General features: G+C 38.8%; 19 protein-coding genes and 1 pseudogene. 2 read left to right on the top strand and 18 right to left on the bottom strand.

Annotation, left to right across the window (positions count from 1 at the left end; translation table 11 throughout):
• Positions 1 to 210 precede the first annotated feature (210 nt).
• Genes MS6x_RS16000 through MS6x_RS16010 form a run of 3 tightly spaced genes read right to left on the bottom strand, consistent with a single transcriptional unit; the run spans position 211 to position 3,150 of the window.
• Entirely contained in the window at positions 211 to 1,161 is a 951-nt protein-coding gene (locus tag MS6x_RS16000) for a sugar phosphate isomerase/epimerase family protein (protein WP_482603451.1), read from the bottom strand.
• A 13-nt stretch (positions 1,162 to 1,174) separates the two neighbouring features.
• Complete coding sequence (locus tag MS6x_RS16005; protein ID WP_482603452.1) at positions 1,175 to 2,539, bottom strand: glycoside hydrolase family 113; 1,365 nt, start codon at positions 2,537 to 2,539, stop codon at positions 1,175 to 1,177.
• Positions 2,539 to 3,150, bottom strand: a complete 612-nt coding sequence (locus MS6x_RS16010; RefSeq protein WP_482603453.1) for an FMN-binding negative transcriptional regulator — start codon at positions 3,148 to 3,150, stop codon at positions 2,539 to 2,541. Before MS6x_RS16010 ends, MS6x_RS16005 begins: the two co-directional genes overlap by 1 nt.
• A gap of 104 nt (positions 3,151 to 3,254) precedes the next feature.
• Between MS6x_RS16010 and MS6x_RS16015 the strand changes: the two genes are divergently transcribed.
• Positions 3,255 to 4,085 (top strand): alpha/beta fold hydrolase, encoded by an 831-nt coding sequence (locus MS6x_RS16015; RefSeq protein WP_482603454.1) that lies wholly within the window; start codon positions 3,255 to 3,257, stop codon positions 4,083 to 4,085.
• Positions 4,086 to 4,096: 11 nt separating this feature from the next.
• On the opposite strand, the gene MS6x_RS16020 is transcribed toward MS6x_RS16015, so the two are convergent.
• The 4 genes from MS6x_RS16020 to MS6x_RS16035 form a co-directional block, all read right to left on the bottom strand.
• Complete coding sequence (locus MS6x_RS16020) at positions 4,097 to 4,927, bottom strand: endonuclease/exonuclease/phosphatase family protein (RefSeq protein WP_482603455.1); 831 nt, start codon at positions 4,925 to 4,927, stop codon at positions 4,097 to 4,099.
• Positions 4,928 to 5,301: 374 nt separating this feature from the next.
• Positions 5,302 to 5,445, bottom strand: coding sequence for a hypothetical protein (locus MS6x_RS16025; RefSeq protein WP_482603456.1), 144 nt, complete (start codon positions 5,443 to 5,445; stop codon positions 5,302 to 5,304).
• Between the two features lie 150 nt (positions 5,446 to 5,595).
• Positions 5,596 to 7,587 carry an adenylate/guanylate cyclase domain-containing protein gene (locus tag MS6x_RS16030; RefSeq protein WP_482603457.1) on the bottom strand — a complete coding sequence of 664 codons (1,992 nt, stop codon included), beginning with the start codon at positions 7,585 to 7,587 and terminating at the stop codon, positions 5,596 to 5,598.
• A gap of 76 nt (positions 7,588 to 7,663) precedes the next feature.
• Positions 7,664 to 9,679 carry a S9 family peptidase gene (locus MS6x_RS16035; RefSeq protein ID WP_482603458.1) on the bottom strand — a complete coding sequence of 672 codons (2,016 nt, stop codon included), beginning with the start codon at positions 9,677 to 9,679 and terminating at the stop codon, positions 7,664 to 7,666.
• Between the two features lie 107 nt (positions 9,680 to 9,786).
• On the opposite strand from MS6x_RS16035, the gene MS6x_RS16040 reads away from it, so the two are divergent.
• Positions 9,787 to 10,773, top strand: coding sequence for an SDR family oxidoreductase (locus tag MS6x_RS16040; protein ID WP_482603459.1), 987 nt, complete (start codon positions 9,787 to 9,789; stop codon positions 10,771 to 10,773).
• 40 nt (positions 10,774 to 10,813) lie between these two features.
• On the opposite strand, the gene MS6x_RS16045 is transcribed toward MS6x_RS16040, so the two are convergent.
• The 11 genes and pseudogenes from MS6x_RS16045 to MS6x_RS16095 form a co-directional block, all read right to left on the bottom strand.
• Entirely contained in the window at positions 10,814 to 11,290 is a 477-nt protein-coding gene (locus MS6x_RS16045; RefSeq protein ID WP_482603460.1) for a hypothetical protein, read from the bottom strand.
• A gap of 170 nt (positions 11,291 to 11,460) precedes the next feature.
• A complete protein-coding gene (locus tag MS6x_RS16050) occupies positions 11,461 to 12,237 on the bottom strand; it encodes a prohibitin family protein (RefSeq protein WP_482603461.1) in 777 nt (258 codons plus the stop codon).
• A gap of 719 nt (positions 12,238 to 12,956) precedes the next feature.
• Complete coding sequence (locus tag MS6x_RS16055) at positions 12,957 to 13,364, bottom strand: nuclear transport factor 2 family protein (RefSeq protein WP_482603462.1); 408 nt, start codon at positions 13,362 to 13,364, stop codon at positions 12,957 to 12,959.
• Between the two features lie 62 nt (positions 13,365 to 13,426).
• Positions 13,427 to 15,142, bottom strand: coding sequence for a gamma-glutamyltransferase (gene ggt, locus MS6x_RS16060; RefSeq protein WP_482603463.1), 1,716 nt, complete (start codon positions 15,140 to 15,142; stop codon positions 13,427 to 13,429).
• A gap of 30 nt (positions 15,143 to 15,172) precedes the next feature.
• Entirely contained in the window at positions 15,173 to 15,691 is a 519-nt protein-coding gene (locus MS6x_RS16065) for a RidA family protein (protein ID WP_482603464.1), read from the bottom strand.
• A gap of 51 nt (positions 15,692 to 15,742) precedes the next feature.
• The gene (locus tag MS6x_RS16070) at positions 15,743 to 16,954 is read right to left on the bottom strand and encodes an alkaline phosphatase family protein (RefSeq protein ID WP_482607183.1); all 1,212 of its coding nucleotides are present in this window, start codon (positions 16,952 to 16,954) and stop codon (positions 15,743 to 15,745) included.
• A 149-nt stretch (positions 16,955 to 17,103) separates the two neighbouring features.
• The gene (locus MS6x_RS16075; RefSeq protein ID WP_482603465.1) at positions 17,104 to 17,439 is read right to left on the bottom strand and encodes a hypothetical protein; all 336 of its coding nucleotides are present in this window, start codon (positions 17,437 to 17,439) and stop codon (positions 17,104 to 17,106) included.
• Positions 17,440 to 17,472: 33 nt separating this feature from the next.
• Positions 17,473 to 18,059: pseudogene (locus MS6x_RS16080) on the bottom strand (Pycsar system effector family protein).
• 71 nt (positions 18,060 to 18,130) lie between these two features.
• The gene (locus MS6x_RS16085; RefSeq protein ID WP_482603466.1) at positions 18,131 to 19,171 is read right to left on the bottom strand and encodes an adenylate/guanylate cyclase domain-containing protein; all 1,041 of its coding nucleotides are present in this window, start codon (positions 19,169 to 19,171) and stop codon (positions 18,131 to 18,133) included.
• Positions 19,171 to 19,545 carry a response regulator gene (locus MS6x_RS16090; protein ID WP_482603467.1) on the bottom strand — a complete coding sequence of 125 codons (375 nt, stop codon included), beginning with the start codon at positions 19,543 to 19,545 and terminating at the stop codon, positions 19,171 to 19,173. The genes MS6x_RS16085 and MS6x_RS16090 overlap by 1 nt, the downstream gene beginning before the upstream one ends.
• Positions 19,546 to 19,612: 67 nt before the next feature.
• Positions 19,613 to 23,275, bottom strand: a complete 3,663-nt coding sequence (locus tag MS6x_RS16095; protein ID WP_482603468.1) for a sensor histidine kinase — start codon at positions 23,273 to 23,275, stop codon at positions 19,613 to 19,615.
• Between the last annotated feature and the right edge of the window lie 18 nt (positions 23,276 to 23,293).

Here is a 23,293-nt window from a genome sequence, read left to right on the forward strand (position 1 = left end):
TTAACATGGTTAGTGTCTATTTAAAGCTAGTAAATTCTCGTTGAAAAGTTAAACAAAACAACTAAATTTTTATATCATTTACTATTCTACAATAGGCCGTTAGTTCTGCTTTTTATTGATAATTATCTGAAAATTAAATATTTGTAATATACTTAATTCATGTCAATTTGAGTAAAATGTTTATTCTATGGAAGGCGCCTAAAAACCTAATTAGGCTTGTATGTTTTTCCAAACCCGTTCAATTAGTTTTTTTGTCGCTTTTATTCCAGTTTCCTCACTCAATCCATCGCCCTCATACTCAATTCCTATATGCGCATCAAAATCGGATTCCTTTACCATTTTCAGTAATTTAGGATAGTCTACTACAGTATCGTTACCGTTTGCATCCAAGTCATAAACCTTGGCACTCACACCCTTGGCATATGGTAACCATTCCTTGAGGCCTTGTTCCGGGGAATAGCTATTGACACAGTGCTGCGCTTCACTGGTACCTCCCCATTCTGCACTTACACACCAATTACCAAAATCGGGCAGGGTGCCTAAATACGGGTTGTTTACTTGTTTTAAAATACCGGCCATATAAATAGCATTGGAGGTATGCAGGCCATGATTTTCTAAAAGCACATGAATGTTTTCTTTTGCTGCATATTCCGTAAGTTGGCCTAGGCCATCTACAAGGGAAACTTCCAACTCATCTGGTGAGCCGTCGCCAAAAGCATTGACCCTGATAGAATGGCATCCGAGTATTTTGGCCGCGTGTATCCATTTATAGTGGTCTTCTACAGCTTTTTTACGCTTGTCGGTATTCAAATCCCCTAACTTTTCGGTTTCGTCTACCATCATCAATACACTCTTAACACCACTATCTTCTGCCTTCATTCTCATGATGGACCAAAAACTTTCATCGGTGGCCTTATCCTTGTAAAAGGAATTAACGTATTCTATGGCGTCAATATCAAACGTATTTTTTGCAATTGCAGCAAAATCCTCGGCATCTAAATCACCCGCAAAAAAGGCCTTGTTTAGTGACCACTGTGCAAGCGAAATTTTTAACTCTTTCTCTATTGGAGACTTTGCACTCGCAAAAATAAATTCATTTGAAAGTCCAAGAGCTAGTGCTCCCAAGCTCGTTTTTCTGATAAAGTTTCTTCTTGTGCTCATACTGCTAATATCTTTAATGTATGGAGATGTCTTTTCCATACCATTTTGCAATGGTGTTTTCGGCAGGTTTAAAACGCGGTGAAAAGTCCAAATCTGTTTCGGCGCTTTCTTCAGGGGTGCGATTATTCCATTCCCAGACATAGATCCCGGAAAGCCAAGGCTGTTGCCAGGTTTTTTTAAAAAGCGCTTCATAGGCCAATTGCTGGGTTCTATCTGATTTTTTTCTGGTCAATGGACTAAGAATAGAACTCCATTCCCAGGGTTTAATGGTAGCCGTAGTCTCACTTTTATAGCCAACCTCCGTAAATAGTATAGGTTTTTGGAATTTCTTGTGCAATTGTTCCATGGCTGCCAAATGTGTCTCCCAACCTTGTTCTATTGCCGTTAGATCTGGATTTTCAGTTTTGGTCAAAGGAAAATAGGCCTGTATTCCAATGTGATCCAATTCGTTCCAAAAAGGAACAAATTCATACTCATCATACCAATTAGCGGCGTAGGTAAGCTCTCCAGGATATATTTTCCTGATATCGGTAATCAACTGAAACCATTTGTTCGGTTGTTTTTTTATTGAGGTTCTAAGTTCTGTACCAACACAGAATAGTTCGGTATTTGTGAGCGTGGCCATTTTTGCATAGCGAAGCATGTTCATCCGATAGGATTCAAACCAGGTATCCCATTCTTTGGTGTTATCCAATGTGATGTTGGAACGCCATCCGCTGCTCATCCACAAATGAGGTTTTAAGTGTACTTTAAGTCCTTTTTTATGTATTTCATTGATGATACGGATAAAACTAGAATCCCTTCGGGTAAACCTTTCAGGAAATTCAGGGATATCTATAACTTTAGTTTTTTCATCTTCCTGATATAAAAATGGTACTACCGCAACCCATTCAACGTTGGCTTTTATAAGACCATTAATTGCCTCTGTATTATCTTCAGACCATCCAAAGACGCTCATTCCGCGGTGTTTGTTATCTTTTGCATGCAAATTGTTTACGATACCTTTAGTATTCATAACTGAACTATCCCACTGGTAATCGTTCCACTCGTAAGAATTGGCATAAATGAGTGTTTTGATACCAATGAAGGCAACTAGTATTGGAAGTATAAATCGATATCCAAACTGTTTTAAAAATATTGATTTTCCTTTAGAACTGTATACCTTACTAAAGTGTTGTATTGCCAATAATAGGAGATAGCAACCAATAAAAATAACATGAAAACCAATTAGAAAGTTGCGGTTTAAGGCAATATCCATAAAAAACTGACCGCTCTCCCAAAAACTCCGGTCACCACGACTTAAAAGAACAGTAATAACGAGGCCTGCAAGCAGCCAAAGTGTTGCATACAAGGTTAAGAAATATTTGGTTTTACGCATTAGTATAATTTGCCAGTTTTCATAGCTTTAGCTACAGCAATCGCTTGCGGGTCTTTTTTTTCTAGTTCTGCAATAATCCTAGGGTGATCTTGTTCCCGGCCTTGGGATAGTTTTTTAGCCGCTTGTATCTCTGTTATTTCTATATGAAAGCCTACTACTCCTTTTACTTGGCGCATGGTTTTGGTAGATAAGTTGTTTATGGAAACTGGGCACTCCGATTGCTGTTCGTATTTATCAACTAGTTTATGCATTGAAGCTATTACCGCCTCCTCATCAATGATTTTAAGTTGTCCGTAAATATGTACGGCAACATAGTTCCATGTTGGTACTTCTTCTTCCATGTACCATGAAGAGGAAACATAGCTATGAGGCCCGTTAAAGATGCAAAGTACTTCGGTATTGTCAGTGAAAAATTCCCATTGCGGATTGGCTTTCGCAATGTGACTGACTAGAATATCCTTTCCATTCTCATTTTTATCCAATTCCAATGGAATATGCGTGGCCCAAGGTTTACCGCGGACCTGACTTACTAAAATACCAAAACTATTCTGTTTTAAAAATTCGTGAACCTCCGCTAGGTTTTCGGTTTTATAGTGCGCTGGTATGTACATACTGTAAAAATAGGGAAAACATTCATTGAACAAACAAACTTTGGGATAACATCAATTTTTGACTATAAACCTATGTACCTTATACATTCACTAAAACTAATACTATGCCTTTTATTACAAACAAAACTGCAGAAGAACAAGTAGCTATTTTTTATGAAGACTATGGTAGCGGACAGCCTGTTGTCCTTATTCATGGTTGGCCTTTGAGCAGAAAATCTTGGGAGCAGCAGGTATGGAAAATTGTCGAAGATGGATTTCGCTGTATATCGTATGATCGAAGGGGATTTGGAATATCTTCCGCTCCGTGGAACGGTTATGACTATAGTAGCCTAGCGAGTGATTTAGATACTTTACTAACTACATTGGACTTAAAAGAAGTAATTCTTGTTGGATTTTCAATGGGTGGAGGTGAAGTAGTGCGCTATATGACGGACTATGGTTCTGATCGTATTGCCAAAGCGGCACTTATAAGTTCCATAGTGCCTTTGGTTAAGCAAAAGGAGGATAATCCGGACGGTGTACCCGAACAGGTCTTGGACAATATTAAGAGCGGCCTTCAAAAAGATAGAGTAGGTTTCCTTAAAAACTTTCACAAAGGATTTTACAACTATGAAGAAACCAAGAAAAGTGTAAGCGAAGGTCAGTTGGAGTATGATTTTATCGTTGCGTCACATGCCTCCCCCAGAGCTACCATACAAGCTGCATTGGCTTGGATGCACGTGGATTTTAGACCTGAACTAAAAAACGTAGATGTACCTACGCTTATAGTGCATGGAGATGCCGATAATACGGTGCCTATTAGAACTTCTGCAGAACAAGCCGCAAAAGGAATCAAGGACAATACTTATAAAATTATCAAAGATGCCCCACACGGGCTGCATATTACCCATGCCAACGAGTTAAATGAGGTGCTTTTTAATTTTTTGAATTCCTAATAGCCATGGACTTATTTCCAAGCTAGATGTGCCAAAACCGGTAAGTGGTCGGATATATGCTTGTTGTTCTCCATACGGTCGTCAATATGGATGTACTGTTCTACGGTTAGTAGGTCTGTAAAAATATAGTCAATACGCGTATTAAGGGTTTTATTGGAGTCAAAACCGCTAAAGGTACCAGTGGGCCCATAGAATGTCTTTTTTGTCATCGTACGCCCATCAGTAAAAAGCTGTTGTAAGAATTGAATAGGAGCAGATTTCGGAGGTAGATTTAAATCGCCCATAAGTACTATTGCTACATTTTCTTGCGTAAGCTCCGCGATTTTGTTAGCAATCAATGCTGCGGAATTCGCTCTGGCCTCGGTACCAATATGGTCAAAATGGGTATTGAAGACAAATACCTTTTGCTTTGAAGTCTTATGTTCAAAAAGTCCGTAGGTGCAAATTCGCTCCATGGAAGCATCCCACCCTACGGAAATGACATTTGGAGTGGTAGATAACCAAAAGGTGTCACTTGTTAACATGGTAAAATCGTTTGAGTTATAGAAAATAGGGGAGTATTCCCCTTTTTGCTTTCCATCATCCCTACCCACCCCAACATAGTTATATGAGGGTAACTGTTCATCCAAGAAAGTTAATTGATGGTGTAACACTTCTTGCATACCTACAAAACTGGCATCATAATGGGCTATAAGATTAACCATGGCTTCCTTACGGTCCTTCCAGTTGTTTACGGTATCGTTGACATTGTCGAATTTAATATTGTACGACATGGCCTTAAATTCTTGTGCGACCAAAAACGGGCAAATCGATAATAAAATAATAATCACGAAATTTTTCACTGTCTAGTTATTTTAAATAGTATTAGAACGTTGAAGTTAGCGATTATCTTAGAAATCGAGGACATGAACACCAAACCTCATCAAAGGCTATATTGTTTCGTAGTCTTTTGTCTGTACCGTTCATCGTTTACTTAAAGTGTAATCTAAATTAACTGAATCCGAATTCAGACTGCATTGGATGAGATATTTAAACCCTTCCTTTTGAAAATATCTGTGGTTGGCTAAATACCTATAAACTTGCTTGTTACATAAGTTTTTGACAAACAAGTACATCGCTAACTTTGCCCTAGATGACTCTTGTGGAAGACTCCGTAATTTTTGGCTGGCTACAGAGGCCAAAGCTACTTTTAAATTTTACTTATTACTGGTCCGTATTAAGTAAGAGTGGTTCTGGTATTGTTTTGTTCATTTTTTGAATCCTCTTCTTTTCTCATTTTAACATAGCTAGAAACCAATAGAACACTTAATCGTGCAAAAAGGATAACGGCAATTACGAGTATAATATTTAATCCGTTCATTTTGTGCTCGTTGATTTAAAAAATAGTTAAAATGCGTTACGAAAAATTGTATCAATAGAAATTTCCTTTAGGTTAATCGTTTAATCGAATTTTCTTAAGAATTTAATTATTCATCATGGTACTTGTCTGTTCCGGTACCCATTAAAACTCTTATTTTTTTTCAACAAACCACATATCTATCTCTCCTTTTCCTTTCGCGTTTATTTTGCCCCTATGGGTGAACCTGAACACTGGATTATCCTTAATCAGCTCATAGGTGTCCTGAGAGATATTTACTTTGCCTACTGCACCACTGCTTTCCATTCTGGCTGCAGTGTTTACAGTATCTCCCCAAATATCATATTGGAATTTCTTAACCCCTACGATACCTGCAACAACAGGTCCTGTATGTATGCCTAAGCGCATTTCAAACGTAAATCCGTCTGTGGTTTTCTTTTCGGCAAAACGTTGTGTCATGTAGGATTGCATCTCCATGGCTGCTAAAATAGTATTGTCAACTGATTTTTCTGATGGCACGGGTAGTCCACCAGCTGCCATGTAGGCATCTCCAATGGTCTTTATTTTTTCAATTCCATACCGTTCACAAATAAGGTCAAATTCCTTAAAGCAATTGTTTATTTCTCCTATCAACTCCTTCGCTGATAATTCTGCCGACTTTTCTGTAAATCCTTTGAAATCTGTAAACAAAATGGAAACAAGTTCAAAATCACGTGCGGCTGCCTCTCCTTTATTTTTAAGTTCTTCTGCAATTTCCGCGGGTAATATATTTAGGAGTAGGTTTTCCGAGCGATTTTTTTCTTGTTCTATGACGGCCCGGGATTTTTTCACATAGCGCCATCTCATAAAAAATCCAATAGCGAGTATAAAAAAAATAAGTCCTAATGCGATGGCAATATTCCGGTTCTTATCTTTTTCCTGCACCTCGGTTTGATGTTTCATTTTAACCTGTAAATCTTTCTCTACTTGCACTAGGCTGTCTTCCATTATCTTTTTGGAGAATTCCATTTGCTGAAGCTGAATTGTCGTTTCCTGAGTTTCGATGCTATCGGATATCATGATCATCTGTTCATGATAGCTCAAGGCAACTTTAGTGTTTCCTATATCCCTATAGGCTTCGTAAAGACATTCGCAAGCGTAATCTTGCCCGCTCAAATCCCCTAATTCCTTTGCTAAGGCTAAGCTTTTTTTACAGAACGCTATGGCTTTCGTACTATTCCCACGGTCCAGAAAGATATCCCCAAGCGTAATTAAGGTAGTGATGGTGCCTCTGATATCATTTATACTTTCGCTAATTTTTAGACTCTTTTCTAAATATTCAAGTGCCAGATCTTCCTTTTTTTGATTATAATATACATTGCCAATCCCTGATAATGCGATAGCAATGCCTAATTTGTCATTCTGTATTTCATCAATAGCCAATCCTTTTTGATAGTATTCAAGGGCTTTTACAAAATTCTGCTGATCCGAATATAAGTTTCCAATATTGATGTATTGGGACGCATTTCCCATTTCATCATCAAGCTCCTCCGTGGTCGCTAAACTTTCCAGAAAATAATTCAACGACTTTTCATAATCGCCTTGCGTATAGTAAATGCTTCCAAATTCATTGTAAATATTGCTAATACCTTCTAGATCGTCTAATTCTTCATAAATTTTTAGGCTTTCTTGATAGTATTTCAGGGCAGTTAGTATATCCGAATTATCATGAAAGATATAACCAGTTCTAAGCAAGATATCGGCCTTGCCCAATTTATAATTTATTTTCTCAGCTACTTTAAGCCCTTCTTCATACGATGATAATGCGTTAGGATAGTCCCCGATTCTAGAAAAAACATAGCCTCTTAGCATAAGCGCGTCCACGGTTCCTTTATCGTATCCCTTTTCTTGTGTAAAGGCGTACAAACGATTAGAAAGCACAATAGCACTATCAGGTTGGCTATTGAAGGATTCTTCATAGATATAATCTTTTAATGCTAGTGCACGCGTAGAGTCTGGTTTACTTTTATCTTCCCAGACACTGTATAGTGAATCCAACTTTGTCTGCGGAAAGAGCGCACCTTGGCATAACAGTAATAGCAAGAACAGTCTTTTGCTGTTCTTGCTATGTTGAACTAATGGGCTACTGAATTTTCCTAATATCAATGGGATGGGTTTAACTATGATGTTAGCTGCCCATTTTGCTTGGGCAGAAATATAAGGAACGGCTTCTCCTGTTCAGTTAATCCTTATACTTTTCAAACCAAGCCAAGATGCCTGCTATTTTGGCTATCATGTTACTAGGTCTGTTCGCAATACCATGGGATGCTCCTGGAATACGAACCATAGCGGTCTCGACACCTTCCAATTTTAAAGCGGTATAAAACTGTTCCGATTCTGCGATGGGTGTCCTGTAATCCTCTTCTCCTGTGAGTAACATGGTAGGAGTCGTTACGTTGGCTACATAATTTAAAGGAGAGCGCTTAAAATAGCTTTCCGGGTCTTCCCATGGCTTTTTACCAAACCAATATTTAGAGAAGAATGCTGCACCGTCTGCATATAATACAAAACTTGCCCAATTTATTACGGGCTTGGCTACGACAGCTGCTTTAAAACGATCCGTTTTACCCACGATCCATGCCGTTAACACGCCACCGCCGCTACCACCGGTAACAAACAGATTATCCGTATCAATATATCCTTTTTCAATAACGGCATCTACGCCGCTCATAAGGTCGTCATAATCATGGTTGGGATAATCATGATGAATTAAATTTCCAAATTCAGCACCGTAACTGGTACTTCCCCTAGGATTGGAATACAAAACCACATACCCGGCTGCCGCAAAGGCTTGAATTTCTGCCGAATATACCGAGCCATAACTAGAAAACGGTCCACCATGGATTTCTAGAATGAATGGATATTTTTTTGACGGATCAAAATTTGGTGGGGTAACTACCCAACCTTGTACATCACGTTGATCAAAGGAGGATTTCCACCAGAGTTCTTCTACATTACCTAAATGCTTAGCGGAAAAGAGGTCGTCGTTTACAAACGTAAGCCGTTTCGTTCCTTTTTTGCTATGCACACCCAAATCTGCCGGATGCGCAGTGGTTCCAAGGGTATATGCGATAGTTCCATTTTCGGACACGGTAAACGCTCCTGCGTTATAGGGTCGGCCTAAGGATAGTCCTCCTACCTTGCCAACGATATCGGTGACCTTGCCCGAAAGTGAACTATGGGCAACTTTAGTTTCGCCATTATCATCGTATTGAAAGTAAATTCCTTTCCCATCTCCAGCCCACTGGATATTTGAAATATTACGGTCAAAATCAGCTGACAGTAGGGACGTAGCTCCGCCGGAAACATCACGTACGTACAGTTGATTCTGCTGGTATCCCAACAGGTTATCATCCAGACCGGTGTAGGCCATTTTTGTTCCATCGGGCGAAATTTTTGGAGAATCGTCCGGGCCGTATCGGTCGGTGAGTGCGGTTACACTATTATCGTTGAGATTTAGCGCATAAATCTCGCTATCGTTGGGCTCAAAGGCTTCATCCGGATTAAAATTGGCAGAAAAATATAATGTTTTACCATCCTTTGACCATTCTGGTGCACCGTGGTCAACATCCGTAGCTGTCAACTGTTTTGGCGTGCCACCGTCAATGGACAAGGTGAATAATTGTGTATTCCCTCCTTTTATATAGCCCTGGCCGTCGCCTCTGTAATTTAGTTTGTCTATATAGGTGGGTGGCGTATTCCATTTAGCACCTTCGGGTTTAGCAGGCATTTTTATAATGGATTCATTGGCTTTGGGAACGAACATCGTAAAGGCCAAATAACGGTCGTCCGGAGACCAGCTTACCGCTCCCGGTGCTTTAGGTGTGTTGGTCAATGGGGCAATTTCTTTGGTGTCCATCCACATGACAAAAAGTTTCATGCGTTCATCCTGCCTGTTGGATTTGAAGATAATCTTATCGCCCTTGTTGGACCAACGAGGATAGACGTCGTTCTGATTCCCGGTGGTAATCGGTCTATTTTTGGAACCATCCGTATTTATAAGCCAAATATTGGATAAATTTTTGTCCGTCATGATATCCTTAAAATTCCGCACATAGAGAATCTGACTCCCGTCCGGTGAAATTTGAGGGTCGGAAACAAATTCCATATTAAAAATATCGGTAAGTTCAAGATTGGTTTTCGTCTGACCTAAAATGAAGGTAGAAGTGAACAGAAATAAGATTAAAAGTGGCCGCATAATGACAGTGGTTTTAGTGGTTGTTTATGTAAGCTATGAAGATAACGAATAACTGGAAATATTTTTTAATCTTTACAACATATAAGACGTTAAAAATCAGAAAATAAATGAAGGTTTTATTTATAGGAGGTACAGGAAATATTAGCACGGCATCTAGCCGATTGGCCGTTGAAAAGGGGATGCAACTTTTTTTGTTAAATCGTGGAAATTCCAAAGTAACCATTAATGGCGCAACCCCAATTATAGGTGATATCACCAAACCTGAAACTCTTTCCGAATTAAAAAAACACCAATGGGACGTGGTGGTAAATTGGATTGCCTTTACCCCGGAAGATATTGAGCGTGACTTGGCTCTTTTTACTGGAAAGATCAAGCAATATATTTTTATCAGTTCTGCGTCTTGCTACCAGACGCCGTTGAGCTATCCGGTAATTACGGAATCTACCCCTGTAAGCAATAATCTGTGGGACTATTCCCATAATAAAATCTTGTGCGAACAACGCTTACAAAAGGCCTATAACGAGGAGGGTTTTCCAATGACCATTGTGCGGCCTTCGTTGACCTATGATACCGTAATCCCGGTGGCAATAGGTGGTTTTGACAAGTATAATGTGGTTGACAGAATTAAAAAGGGAAAGGAAATTATTGTACATGGTGACGGAACTTCCCTATGGACGGTTACACATGCCGATGATTTTGCCAAGGGCTTTGTTGGTTTGTTGGGATTGACCCAAGCCATTGGTCATCCGTTTCATATTACCTCCGATGAGGTATTGAGCTGGAACATGATTTATAAAATTTTGGCCGAAACCATTGGAAAAGAGGCCAAGGTGGTCCACATTGCTTCCGATTTTATATGTAAAGTTGCACCTTCATTTACAGGAACACTGTTAGCGGATAAGGCCGAAAGTGTTTTATTTGACAATACCAAGATAAAAACTTTTGTACCTGGTTTTAAGGCAACCATACCCTTTGCCGAAGGGATACAACGAACCTTGAAATGGTTGTCTGAAAACCCCGAAAAACAAAACATTGATTCGGATACAGAGGCGGATATAGAAACTATTTTAAAGGCCTATAAAAGCTTGGGTTAGTTTCTTGGTAAAAAATAAAATAAAGATTAAAGCGTAAGATTTACCTTTTTAATTCCTCTATTAATAGGCCAAAATCATATTGTAAATCTACATGTAGGAGGGAAATTTTCTTTTCCACGAAAAGTAGTTGGCGCTCATATAAATTTAATAAAGTCGTGTTTCTAGTAATGGAGGGTGTAAATGCTTGGAGTTTCTTACAAAAGTAGAGTAGGAGCAACACCTCGGTTTCTTTATTTCCCGAGTAGCGAATGTACTTTTTTACGTTTCTTAGAATTTTTCGAATACTTTTTTTAATGTAGAAATAGCTAGTTGTGTTTATAGCTGCAAAAGTTTCATCAATTTCGTTTTGTACAGCTTCAATATAACTTGATTCATGGTCGGCCTCAAAAAGTAAATAGGTTAGCAGTTCCTTGTTTTCTTTCTTGAATTTTGAAAGGCGTAAACATAATTCCAGCAGTTCTTCTGGATTTCTTTGCTGGAGTTCTTTTTTTATCTGGACAACGGTAGCAGCTTTCATGGCTTAAAAATACTTTAAAAGTCTTGAATGCCAGCTTAAAGGGTAGTTGTGTTTTTCGTTTTTAGATATGATGCGAATTAAAGACCTCTATCATCCATTAAAAGTCCAATAAAAAGGTGTCTAGAAACCATAAGTTTCAGACACCTTTACACTATAGATTAAACACAAATTTAATTATTAGGTTCGATTAAAAGTGGTGTTTTACCATCCGTAATAATGACCTTACTGTTTGGGGACTGGGATAGGTTTTTAAATGCCTCAATGCTTTTTATTTGGATTATTTCCTGTGTTAGTCCCTCAGATAAAATAATTTGAGCATCACGCTCCGCTTCGGCCTCTATGATTTTACGCTCGGCTTCCAGTCTTGATTGTTGCAAAACAAAGACCATTCTCATGGCATCCTGTTCTGCTTGTAGTTTTTCTTCTATGGAATTAGCCAAACCACTTGGTAGTCGAATACGCTTCATTAAAACACCGATAAGTTCAATTCCATCGGCTTGTTTCTTCAGGTTTTCTTCCATCTTTATTTGGATTTCCCGTTCTATATCCGCTCGCATTCCCGAGTGCATATCCTTGGCAAAAAACTTGGCACAAACATCAGATGAGGCCGACCGGAAAACACTGGTAATAACAGATTCATATCCTTGTCCTAAATTTTCTAAAACCGACGGAATCTTATTTTGCTCCAATCGATATAAAATAGAAATTTCCGAATCTACGCTCAATCCTTCCTTGCTAGGCAAACTAAGGATCAACTTTATATTGTTGGTCTGGGTAGATTCCTTGAGCACCTTGCTTATAAAGGGATTATAAACTACTGTTCCCTGTGTGATGACCTTATCTGAAAATTTACCTAAGGTTTGTTTTACCCCTGCTTCTCCAGGACGTATGACGGCACAGCTAGTAAATAGCGCTGCTACCGTAATTGTTGCTATTATCTTTTTCATAGTTTGTATTTTAAATTATCAATTTTAGTTTCTATACTAGGGGTTTCATGCGACTCAGAATTTAGATTAAAATTCTGGCGTAACTTGGTAACCTAGTAGAGGTGTGTAATTTTATTTTAATAGGGTATAGGCTGCTTCTCTCTTTTAAGGGAGCCTCATTTTAGGCTGTTTCCGGCACAAAAGTGGAACAGCTGGTTGTTTTGGTATAAGTATTATAGAATTAGGACTTACACTCAACAAGGGGAGAAGTTGGTTCCTTGTATTCGTGATGCCGAAGTTGATCATGAAGTTCTGAAAGCGTATCTATTTTCATACGAAATTTAATAGCGGTCACACTACTTGGACTATAATTAAATAATTCGCGATTTATTGATGTTTTCGATAGCTGTGTAAAATTTATCTTTTTCATACTGTAGTCACTTTACATGAATACTCACATTCTTTAATTTAAATTTAGCAACAAAAACCTATATATTATTATTTATACTTTTAATAATTTAGATAAAAATTAATTATGATTTAAATGATATAAGTAGTTCTGTGTTCTTGGGCAGGAAGTAGTCTTTAGCGTGCCTGTACATTCATGACATATATACTTAGTTAGGATTGGTTGACTCTAGTTAAAAGACCCTAGCTCATGGTCGTATGTTGTAACTATTTGTCAGAATCTAACGTAATAAAGTTGTTAGACCCTGACAGTTGTTATTCCAATACAACCGCTAGTGGTCTGCTTCCGCTAGCTTCTTTGTATCTACATATTGCTGAAAGGCGATGATTTTACCTTCAGTATTTAATGTCCATAAATGTGCAGCTTGTGCATTATAGCTCTTACCAGTTTCTTTTACCTTGGCATCGTAGCGTAGGGTGGCTAAAACCATATTGTCGCTCATGTTGTGCACCTTAATGTCTTTTAAGCCAAAATGGTCATGGTTGGCACCAAGACGTGCAAAAACACCAGTTAAGATAGCATCTGGGCCAACGTATGGATTACCATCTGCTAAAGAATTACTTTCAGCTTCGTTCCATTCTATATTCGGGTCCATGGAGCCTAGCACTGTTGGCATATCGCCTGTTGCAAATGCAGCATATAAATTGTTGATCACGTTGATGTTTTGATTGTTGTTCATATCTAATTGTATTAGGTTGTTTGATTCGTGTTGTTTATTCAAATTTTCTCTACCTATTTCTTTCAATAGCCAATTGCCGCCCCATCCGGACTCGAGGAATCCGAAGCTCCGATCAGGATGTTATTTTCTATATCTATTTGTATGCCCATCAACACTCCAATGCCATATGTGGGCACTAGGGTATGGTTCATTGCTTCAAGCGCCTTACGTGTATCTGGTGAAAGCAGTCCTTTTTCATACCTAATCTCATCCGGTAACCATTGGTGATGAATCTTCATGGCTTCTATTGCTTTGTCTACGGGCATATCGTAGGCCAGCACGTTGAGCACCGTTTGGAATACCGTATTGATAATGGTTCTCCCACCAGGACTTCCTATTATGAGATACGGGGCACCCTCTTTTGCTACAATGGTTGGTGTCATACTAGAAAGCATTCTTTTTTCAGGTTGAATAAGGTTGGGCTCTGTACCAATTTGACCGGTGTTTGTTGTTGTTCCGGGCTTTGGATTAAAGTCACCCATTTCATTGTTAAAAATGAAGCCGAGCTTTTTGGAGCCAATTCCCGAACCATAGCTGTGTTCCAGTGTATAGGTTAAAGAAACTGCGTTCCCATGCTTGTCCATAACGGAAAAGTGGGTGGTGTTTTTGCCATCGTACAGCTGTCCAAATGCAGTGGAATCACTAATAGAAGCTTGGGTCATATCAATGTTGTTAAATCTGGTTTTGGCGAAGGCTTTGGACGTTAGTTTATCCAAAGGCATGTTTAGATTAAAATCCGTATCTCCCAAATGTTCCGCTCTATCAGCAAAGGCTCTTCGCATGACCTCCGCTACCAAATGAACATATGCCGTAGAATTGAATTCGATAGCTTCTAAATCTGCCAATTCCATAAGATTCATCATTTCTATTAACGCAACGCCTCCAGAGCTTGGTGGTGGCATGGAGTAAATGTCATAACCATTAAAAGTTCCTTTAACTGGTTTTCTTTCAATCGCTGTGTAACGAAGAAGGTCTTTTTCTGTAATAATACCACCGTTCTCTTTCATAAAACGCGCTATTTCTTTCGCCACCTTTCCCTTGTAGAAACCATCTTTACCATGGTCCCGAATTTCACTAAGGGTCATAGCCAGTTCAGGTTGTTTCCAGAGTTCACCAAATTGCGTAAGTTCACCATTGTTTTTTTTGAAATAATCCCGTAAAAATGGAATAGGAGAGTTGGCATCAAAAAAATTGGCCGCATTAAAAAGGGCCCATGTAAGTGGAAAGCCATTATTAGCTAGGTCAATTGACGGTTGTACTAGTTCTGACCACGATAAACTTCCATATTTTTCATGTGCCATATATAAACCCGCTACCGTACCTGGTACTCCAACGGATTTGGCCCCGATATGATTACCGGTCGATTCCCTTCCATAAAGGTTATTTCCTTTGGTAATAGTTCCAGTATCATCTAGAAACATGGTAGGAGATGCTTTTAGCGGTGCTTTTTCCCTAAAGTCGATGGTGGTTGCTACCCCGGATGAATCCATAAACACCAGAAATCCTCCTCCGCCAATATTTCCGGCAGAAGGATGCGTTACGGCAAGGGCGAATGCCGTTGCAATGGAAGCGTCAATAGCGTTGCCACCTTTTTTTAGTATATCTACTCCCACTTGAGAGGCTATTTTACTGCTGGAAGCTACCATGCCGTTTCTACCATAAACCTGCGCGTAACTACTATTTGTATGCAGTAGCAAGATGAGGATGATAGTAGTAAATAAAGTAATGTGTTTCATCATTATTCTTTGTGATTTTAATAAGGTTCTGGTTTAATTAGATTTATGCACTTCTAGTTCAATCTCTATCATAAATTCGGGTACCGCTAACTCGGTTACGCCAAGCCAGGAGCCCGTTGGAAAATGATTTTTATAAATTTCGGTTCTGTAGCCAGCGAACTGTAAAAATTTTGCCATATCGGTCGTAAATACATTTTCTACCACAACATCGTCAAAAGTGCAACCATAGTGTTTTAATATTTTATCCAAATCTACATAGCAATTTTTCATTTGTTGTTCAAAATCACCTACCGCTGTCGGGTTGCCTTCATCGTCCATACTTACGGCTCCGGAGATTTTAATGGAATTACCAATTTTTACGGCATGCGAATACCCATAGGCTTTTTCCACTTCAGGTCGCAGTAAAAAGTAATCTGGTTTTTGGTCTACGTCAGGTTTAATAACTACAGGGTTTTCTTTTGTAGCCTCCGTTTTAGGGGCTTCATTACAACTGGTGAATAAAGTGGTAGTCGTTAAGAATACCACTAGCATAATAATTTTATCTGTTTTCATCGTTCATTGGTTTTTGTAATACGTACAAACATATGCCCGTATTTCTTGTTGTTATTTTAGTAATACACTTTTTATTTGATGAATATCTCCATCAATGGTTTTTGGAATTTCCAATCCTAAAATTTTACACATAAGTGGATAGATATGAATGTTTTTTAGCGAAGGAATTTCGTAGTCCTTTTTAAAGGCTGGGCCATTCGCATAAAAAATACCATGCATTTCCTTGTATTTGCTATCGTAGCCATGAATGCCTATGGTTGCTACATTATTTTTGATAAGTGAAGTTTTACTTTTTTGATTCAGAAAATAATAGCCAAAATTTGGTATCAATTGTATTGCTCCCCAATTCTTATTTTTAGGATTATACTCAAAACCTGGTGTGTTGGCAGTTTCATAGACTTTAAAATGGTCTTCTTTTTGTTTTAGATAGTCTAGTACTGTTTTCGTATCACTGTTTTTTTTCGGATGAATATTTACAATTGAACCATTGTCTATGGTTAAAAACAGATTATCATTCTGTATAGATTCTATTGGTATAATCTTATCGGTCGACTGATTTATCATCCCATGATCGGAGACAATGACAATATTTACCGGAAGTCCGGTTTCCGACACGCCCGCAAATAAATCGCCCAGAGTCTTATCTAATTCAGATAATGCATTTTGTAATTTCTCATCGTTATCAGTGCCATATCGGTGTCCCGTTTGATCTAGATCACCAAAATATAGGGTTATCAATTGTGGTCTTTGTTTTTCCTCTAAGTGTAACCACGCTATTGCTTGATTTACCCGTACCTCATTTTTAACGGTATTATCAAACTTATAATAATAGGTTGGTCTAATTCCTTGGATATCTGCTTCTGTTCCTACGAAAAAATAACTAGCGGTAACCATGTCTGCCTTATTTGCGGCAATCCAAATTGGTAAACCGCCATAAAAACGCCCATCTTCGGCCATTCCGGGAGTTCTTTTGTTAAAGACGGTGTCCGTTTTGTAATCATAAAAAACATTCCCTAAAATCCCATGTTTATCCGGATAAAGTCCAGTTGCAATGGTATAGTGATTTGGAAATGTTTTAGTCGGAAATGAAGGAATTAATGAGGCTGACTTAACACCTCTCTTAATGAATGTGCTCAAATTAGGGGGATTGTATTTTTCGACATAGTCCCAGCGAAAACCATCAAGCGAGATTAAGATTAAGTATGGTTTATTCTGCGAAGTTTTTGAGCTTGTCGAGGAAATAGTAGTAGACGGACCAACTATTTTTTATTACAGGAAATAAAGCATGTCAATACGAAACTTAAGGCTAGCAGTATGGAAAATATTTTAGGTTGTTTCATTTTACAAAAAGTGCTCTAGATATTCTTAAAAGGCCTAATTATTCGAAAATTGATTTTATTCTTTGCTGTTTCTCAATAAATAATATTATCCAAGATACGATCCAGATTTCGTTCGAGCATATCGTATTTTTGATCTGCGAAATAAATGATATCCATCTCCTTGCGCAGAGCTATAAGTTCCATATGACTATAGTTAAAGTGTTGTACGGTTCTATTGATTTTCTCTAGCCGAACTTCTTCACTGTCTAATGAAAATTCCGCGTAAATCTTGGAGAATGTAGTTGCATCCGTTTTTCGTTTTATCAGGTTTAACTCTTCTTCACTCTCCTTGTCATCTGCATTGGCACATAGCAATAGGATGTAGGTATGCAGTTCTTTTTTGTTCCAATTGGTTTTTTCAGTTTCCATAAGTGTTCTGTTTTTAGTTGTATTAAAATAGTATTAGATAATTACGATAAATGTGTAATAGATAACCACCAATAACAGGGTTAAAAGCCCAAAGGCTAAAAATCGTAATGATAGGTTTACATACTTGAATTTTTGTGCGGCAATTTTAGAGATGATAAATATTTGTTGTCCTAATTGGTCGAACAGTTCTTCTTCTTTTAGACTAATGTCATAGAAGGTTTTGGAAAACTCTTTGATGGTTCCAAATTTGGAAATAACGTCTCCAAAAAGAAAATATTTTTATCGTATTTTCCTTCTATCCGTGGCATAAAACATCGAATACTAAAATAGATGGATATTACGATACATAGAAACCAAACAGCCAAAAGTACGTATAGCAATATATGGGCAGCTCCAGCAAGGACGACCGTTTCAATTTGTGGAAAAATAAAATTTAGAAGAATACCGAAAAAGGAAAGAATAAGACCCGCTTTTACCTCAGAGGCTCTAATGAGACCTAGGACATAATTGATACTGCCCCAATAATGATCTACCAGCTCTTCTGCATGCCCTTTAGATTCTAACTGTTCTATTAGTTTTTCTTGTAAGGTTAAGATTCTTTGATTTTCTGGTTTTTCCATAGTTCTGTGTTATTCGGATTCGTTTATGTGGTGTAGCTTTATTTTAAAACTAAATTATGGCTACGACCAAATTATTCAATTACATTATAAATGGTAATTTCATTTTCTTTGTTTTTCATAGCTACACTGCCCAAGTTTTCACACTTAAAAGCCTCTTTTACTTGCGCATAACAACTCTCACAAATTATAATTTGGTTTTCTTCCGCAGCATCCTGTAATCTTGCCGCTGTGTTTACGCTATCGCCAATAACGGTATAGTCCAATCGCCTTAGGGTTGCCGACCCAATATTGCCCGAAATCATTTCCCCACTTTTGATACCGATCGATACCTTAGGTTTAAAATTATCCTCGCCAGCAACTTCTGGAAAGTTGTTTACTTGGTTGCGTATGGCCAAGGCGGCATCTATGGCGCGATCGAGGTGATATTCTCCCCTAAAAACAGCCATAACAGCATCGCCGATAAATTTATCGATGATACCGTCCTGTTCCATGATTTCTTTTACCATGGCGTCAAAATACGTATTTAGCATACCCACTACCATGTCTGGAGCGGTGGTTTCACTGATTTTGGTAAAGCCACAGACATCTACGAACATGACCGTGCCCACTATGCTCTCATTGGTCATGATTTTTGATTCGTATTCCTGCCCCCCCATAAAATTGAGAACGTTTTCATCCACATACATTTTTAGGATGTTGTTTTCCTTAATTGCTTTAAGTGTATTTCTAATTTCAGAGGCATATTTAATAGTTTTTTCCATGGTAATGGTCAAATCCTCAAAATTGATAGGTTTGGTAATAAAATCAAAGGCACCGCGGTTCATGGCCACCCGTATATTGTCCATATCACCGTAGGCGGAAACAATGACCGACTTGATCAAAGGTTTCGATTCATGAAGTTTTGATAATAGGGTAAGTCCGTCCATTTCTGGCATGTTAATATCACTAAGTACAATATCCACACCTGGGTTGGCGTCCAGTTTGTCAAGGGCATCCTGTCCGTTTATTGCAAATAAAAACTCGTACTCATTCTGCCGAATCTGTTTTCTGAATTTTTGTTTGATGAGTATTTCCAAATCCGTCTCATCATCTACAACCATTATTTTTGCCATTACGTTAATTCTTTAAGTTTGTTCTTCAATTCATTAAAATCCAAAGGTTTCGTCAGAAAATCATCGGCTCCAAGCTGTTTGGAGGTATTCCTATTTTCTTCATCCCCATACGCGGTCACCATCATTACCACGGGTGGTGGCGCCACATAGTTTTCTTTAATATTCTTCAAAAGTTCCAGTCCGCTCATTCCCGGCATATTTATATCGGAGAGGATAAGCACCGCTTCTTGTTCCATGGTTTCCATTTTTTGTAAGGCCTCTTCCCCTGAAAATGCGAAGACAAAATCCAGTTCTTTCTTTCTAATTTCCTTTCTAAAGCGTTGCTGGAATAACACTTTTACATCTTGTTCGTCATCTACTACTAATATTTTCATAATATGTGATTGTTTCAATATTTAATTTTTTCTTCCCACTTCCCACTTCCCACTTCTCACTTCTAATTCAATACACTTCCGGTAAGGAAATCGTAAACGTGGTTCCCTCGCCTCGCTTTGTATCCAAACGTAGCTCGCCGCCGTGTGTTTTTACGATATCATAACTGAGGGATAGCCCTAATCCTGTTCCTTCGCCCGATGGTTTTGTGGTAAAGAATGGTTGGAATATTTTATCCTTTACCCGGTCTGGGACGCCATTTCCGTTATCACGTATGGCAACTTCTACCGTATTTCCAATTCTTTTGGTACTTACCCAAACTGTTGGCTGATACTTGGTGTCGGCTTTCTTTTTTTCTTCCTTACTTCGTTCTATACAGGCATGAAAAGCATTGGTGATCAGGTTAAGTATGACCCTGCCTATGTCTTGCGGAACTATATTTATTTTACCGATAGTATCGTCCAAGTCAGTGTTCAAAGTGGCGTTGAACGACTTATCCTTTGCACGCAGGCCATGGTACGATAAACGCAGGTACTCGTCTGCGATGGCATTAATATTACTGGGTTCTTTTTCATTGCTACTACTACGACTATGTTGCAACATCCCTTTTACAATGGCATCTGCCCGCCTGCCATGGTGGTTTATTTTTTTCTGATTTTCCTTAATATCTTTTGAAAGGGCCAGAACCTCTTCATAATCTCCTTTTTTGATTTCATCTTCCATTTCATCGATAAGCTCGGTGTTTACTTCAGAAAAATTATTGACGAAGTTCAACGGATTCTGTATCTCGTGGGCAATACCTGCCGTAAGTTCCCCAAGTGATGCCATCTTCTCTGATTGAATCAATTGCGATTGGGTAGCCTTTAATTCATCCATCTTGGTCTTTAATTGCGACGTCCTATGGCTTACTCGCTCTTCCAATAACCGATTTTCTTTTTGTAGCCAACGCGAACGATAAGCTACAAAAGACCAGACCACTGCGCTAAAAATAAAGAAGAATAGGAGGTAGGCCCACCAAGTTTGCCACCAAGGCGGATTGATACTGAATGTCAAGTCATCAGGTATAGACCACTTATTGTTAAAACCCCTAACAGCGACTTTGAACGTATAATTCCCGGGTTTTAGGTTGTAATAATTTTTGGTTTTCGTTGAAACGGCGGCATAATTCCAATCTTCATCTTCCCCATCAAGTATAAACCTGTAGGTCAATTGATCTCTATTGAAAATGTCTCCACTGGCATAGCTAAAGCTCAAACTGTTTTGGTCATACGGTAGTTCTAGACCGTAAGGGTTTGCATAGGGTAAGGAAATGGAGTCCCATTGTATATTTTTTGTTTTAGCGTACGAGGCACCCTCAGTGTTTAAAGAATCCGTAGCAATTTTTAAACTAAAACCCGGATCTTCATCCATGACGAACAGATTCGTAATAAAAACAGAACTTGTTAGGCTATCTGGTTTTGGAGCGGCATCCAGTACCATTAATTTAAATATATTGGAGGGACTTCCAACACCAGCCCAAAATTGCCCGTTCTTAAGAAATCTGGCAGAACCTTCAAGATAATCCGTAGACTTAAACCCTAAACCTTCGTTGAAATTCAGATATCCGTTCTTCGAGGTTTTGGCCGTTTTTCGTTCTATGGGTATCAATCCGTCAACACTGGCCGCATACATTAAAGTGTCTAATTCTATAAGGTCATAGGTTTCCGCAGGTATCAAACCATTTTCTTCTTTTAGGTTGGTAAGTGTGTTATCCTCTAGATTTAGAATAGCAATGCCGTTCAGGGTAGCTAGCCATAACTCGCCCTCTTTGGAAGCTGAAATTACATTTGCACCATTATCGCAAAGACCTTGTTCCTCCCTTAGGTAGCTAATGGTGGTTGTCTTCAAATTAATTTTAGCCAAACCATTTGTTGTCGGTAACCAAAGAATTTTTTTTTGGTCATAGTACATGACCGACTGATTTCCGGCCTTTAGAATATCAGGGTCCGTTTTGGACGTAATTTTCTTTAGGTCGTTGTTTTCTATATCATAAATGAAAACACCTTCTTGGGTGCTCATTAAAAACGTATGATTATTCATAACTACTACGTCCCATAACCTAATCCCTTCTCCCTGAGAGGTAGCGTACTTGGTAATGATGTTCTTCTGGCGATCGAGTATAGAAAAGCCGATAACTGCATCTATGAAGAAAATATCTTCTGTAATTTCTTCAATTCTAAGCACCGTATTTTTAGCGGTACTATGGAGTAGTTCATGTGGTAAAGTTTTTATCGTATTGTTCTTGGAATCAATTATATTGATGCCGCCAACGGTGCCCAGCCAAATTTCTCCTCGTTTGCTTTCTTCAATTTCCCAAACTTGGTCATTGATCAACCCCCTGGTTGTATCAAAATACTCTGTTTTTAAAGTAAACTCATTGGGAATGACCACCCCTTTATCTATTGTGGCAATCCAAAGGGAGCCATTTTTTCTTTTTAGTGGTCGTGGTATTTTAAGGGAGGCTTGTAAGGTGCTGTTTAGGCCAATAGTCTTGGAAGCAGTCCTATTTTTATCTAAAACAAAGGCTTCATTGGCACCAAAAAACCATAGATTTCCTTGGTTGTCTTCCTCTATTTCTGTTCCAGTAATGGCATAGCCATTTTCAGAATCTAGCACCTTTACGGTTTGCTCCTTTAGCGAGAGCTTTAAAATAGTGGGCGAGGCAATATTGTTCGCGCGAGAATGATAGGGCATACTCAACCAGATATAGCCCGATTGATCTTCCGTAATATTCCAAACTCCAGAGTTTATATCTAAATCTGCCATCCGTGGAAGGGTTTTAAGCTCATTTCTATCTTTGTTTAATATCGCAAGATGATCTGTAAAACCTAACCATAGATTATCATTGCTATCCTCCATGAGTCTCCAGGGCCTGGAGCTATTGGTATTTGCTATCCTTTGTAGGCTTTTCATTTCCGAATCCATAGCGTAGAACCCTTCATTTAGTGAGGCCATATAGAGCGTGCCCGCGTGGTCGCACGAAATGTCGAAGGGTATAAAGCTATCGGTCTTGGTAATGGTATAGGCCGTGTCGTTCTTAAAATCCAATACGGTTAAAACACGGGTTGCTGGACTTACCAACCAAAGCTTGCCTTGTTGGTCAAAGGTCATTTTATAGACGCCAGGATAGTCGTAAACAAAGGCGTTCTCACCATCATAGTAGGTTAGGAGTGTGGTACTATTGGAAGACCCTATCCAAACAGATCCATCCTCTGTTTCCAGAAAGGAGGTAACATCGTTCGCTGGCAATCCCTCATTTGTGGAGAGTTGTAGAAGATTGGCATCGGTTCCCTGCATAATGCCAGGCGGTTTCATTTTAGTAACGGTCGGCTTGTTAATGGTGCTTTTAGTAATCGTAAAGGGAACCGAATCAAATGTCAATGCCTCGGTCGGATAACTGTTCCAATCCAGATTGTACTCTTTCATTGGCGTTTTTAGCGGCTTAAAGCTGTTCAGCTGAAAGGGTTTGGTTGGTAGGGCGTCTACATCCAAATCATAGGTCACCGGTGTCGTCAACGTATCCGAGGTAATGGTTTCCCATTCAAAGGCCTCTGGCTCCGTAAATACCAGCGGTATAGTTTCAGGTACTTTATAATCGCCGACCGTTGTTTCTGTTTCGGATTTACTTTCTTGGTTGCACGAAACGACTAACACACCAAACAAAATGCCTATTAAAAATAAATACGTTCTCATTACTATTGGTTTTTTCAT

The sequence above is a fragment of the Maribacter sp. MS6 genome (genome assembly GCF_056839185.1).